Here is a 1,603-nt window from a genome sequence, read left to right on the forward strand (position 1 = left end):
CGGCGGTTCCTCGGGGCTCAGCCCGCGACGATCCGCCGGCCGCCCGCCTCGAACTCTTCCAGGTCGCCCGTGGCGCCCGAGCGGACCGCCCGACCGCCCACGACCACCATGTAGACGAGGAACGCGGCGAGCGCCACGGCGCCGATGCCGATCTTCAGCGGCACGGGCCAGGGCTGCGGCGTCACGAAGCCCTCGATGACCCCGCTCACGAGCAGCACCAGCACGAGCCCCATGGCCACGGTGATGAGGGCCCGCCCGTCCTCGGCGAGCGCCTGGCCGCGGGTGCGGGCGCCGGGCGCGATCCACGACCACGAGATGCGCAGGCCCGCGGCGGCGGCCACGAAGATCGCCGTGAGCTCCAGCAGGCCGTGCGGGAGGATGTAGGAGAAGAACGTGCCGCCCTCCCCGTAGGAGAACATGACGGCCGTGGTCGTGCCGAGGCCCTGCGCGTTCTGCAGGATCACGTACGGCACCCACAGCCCCGTGATGCCGAAGGCCACGCACTGCGCCGCGATCCACGCGTTGTTCGTCCACACCTGGCCGGTGAAGGAGGCCGCGGGGTTGGAGCTGTAGTAGTCGATGAAGTCGTCCTCGACGTAGCGGCGGAGGTCCTCGTCGCTGCCGAGGCTGGCGATCATCGCGGGGTCCCGGAGGATCCAGGTGGCGTAGAGCGCCACGATGGCGATGGTCGCGAGGGCGACCGCGAGGGTGAGCCAGCGGATCCGGTACAGCGCCGCGGGGAGGTCGACGGCGAAGAACGCGGGGATGCGCGCGGCGGGGTTCGTCGCCTGCCCGGTGAAGCGCATGCGCGCCCGCGAGAGGGCGACGGACAGCCGGTCCCCCTGCGCGGTGGATCCGGCCGCGGCCTGGATGGCGGAGAGCTGGGCCGCGCCCGCCTGGTACCGGTCGACGAGCTCGTCGGCGTCGGGTCCCGTGAGCCGGCGCCGGCCGGCGAGGCGGGCGAGCCGGTCCCACGCGTCCCGGTGGGCGGCGGTGTAGGCGTCGAGGTCCATCTGCTTGACTATATGCATGGCGGCCGCCGACGCGCACGACCCGGGATCCTCGGACGGTCCCGACGCGCTCGTGGTGGGCGAGGCCGTCGCCCTCGACGTCCGTCCCGCGGGCTTCGTGCTGCGGGCCGCCGGCGCCGCGATCGACGTGCTCGCGTCCGTGGTCGTGGGCTTCCTGCTCGTCCTCCTCATCGGCCGGCTCGCCGCGGCGGGGCTGCTCGACGAGGCGTCGGGCGCGGCCTGCGTCATCGCCGCCGTCGTGCTCGCCGTCGTCGTGATGCCCGTCGTGGTCGAGGTCGCCTCCCGTGGCCGCTCGCTCGGCCGCTGGGCGGTCGGGGCGCGCATCGTCCGCGCGGACGGCGGCGGCATCGGCCTCCGCCACGCGGTCGCGCGTGCCCTCGTCGGCGTCCTCGAGCTGTACCTCACCTTCGGCGGGCTCGCCGCCCTCGTCGGGCTCCTCTCACCGCGCGCGCAGCGCCTCGGCGACCTGGTGGCCGGCACCCGGTCGCAGCACGAGCGCGTGCCCGCCTACCCGGCGCCGCTGCCGCCCGTGCCGCCGCACCTCGTCGCCTGGGCCGCCGAGGCCGACGTGG

General features: G+C 75.2%; 2 protein-coding genes. One reads left to right on the forward strand and one right to left on the reverse strand.

The genetic code is table 11. The features are described 5' to 3' along the window. Positions 1-17: 17 nt before the first annotated feature. On the reverse strand, positions 18-1,013 hold the full coding sequence (locus Q6969_RS15505; RefSeq protein ID WP_317231245.1) for a stage II sporulation protein M: 996 nt from the start codon (positions 1,011-1,013) through the stop codon (positions 18-20). A 16-nt stretch (positions 1,014-1,029) separates the two neighbouring features. Between Q6969_RS15505 and Q6969_RS15510 the strand changes: the two genes are divergently transcribed. Further along, positions 1,030-1,603, forward strand: a 574-nt coding sequence (locus Q6969_RS15510) for an RDD family protein (protein WP_317231244.1), incomplete at its 3' end; no start/stop codon positions are given.

Source organism: Clavibacter sp. MX14-G9D, from assembly GCF_032917815.1.
Classification (GTDB): Bacteria; Actinomycetota; Actinomycetes; order Actinomycetales; family Microbacteriaceae; genus Clavibacter; species Clavibacter michiganensis_K.

Bases quoted from the DNA above. Each gene is read 5' to 3' on its own strand.
- Q6969_RS15505 (WP_317231245.1), bottom strand. From the start codon at position 1,013: ATGGACCTCGACGCCTACACCGCCGCCCACCGGGACGCGTGGGACCGG.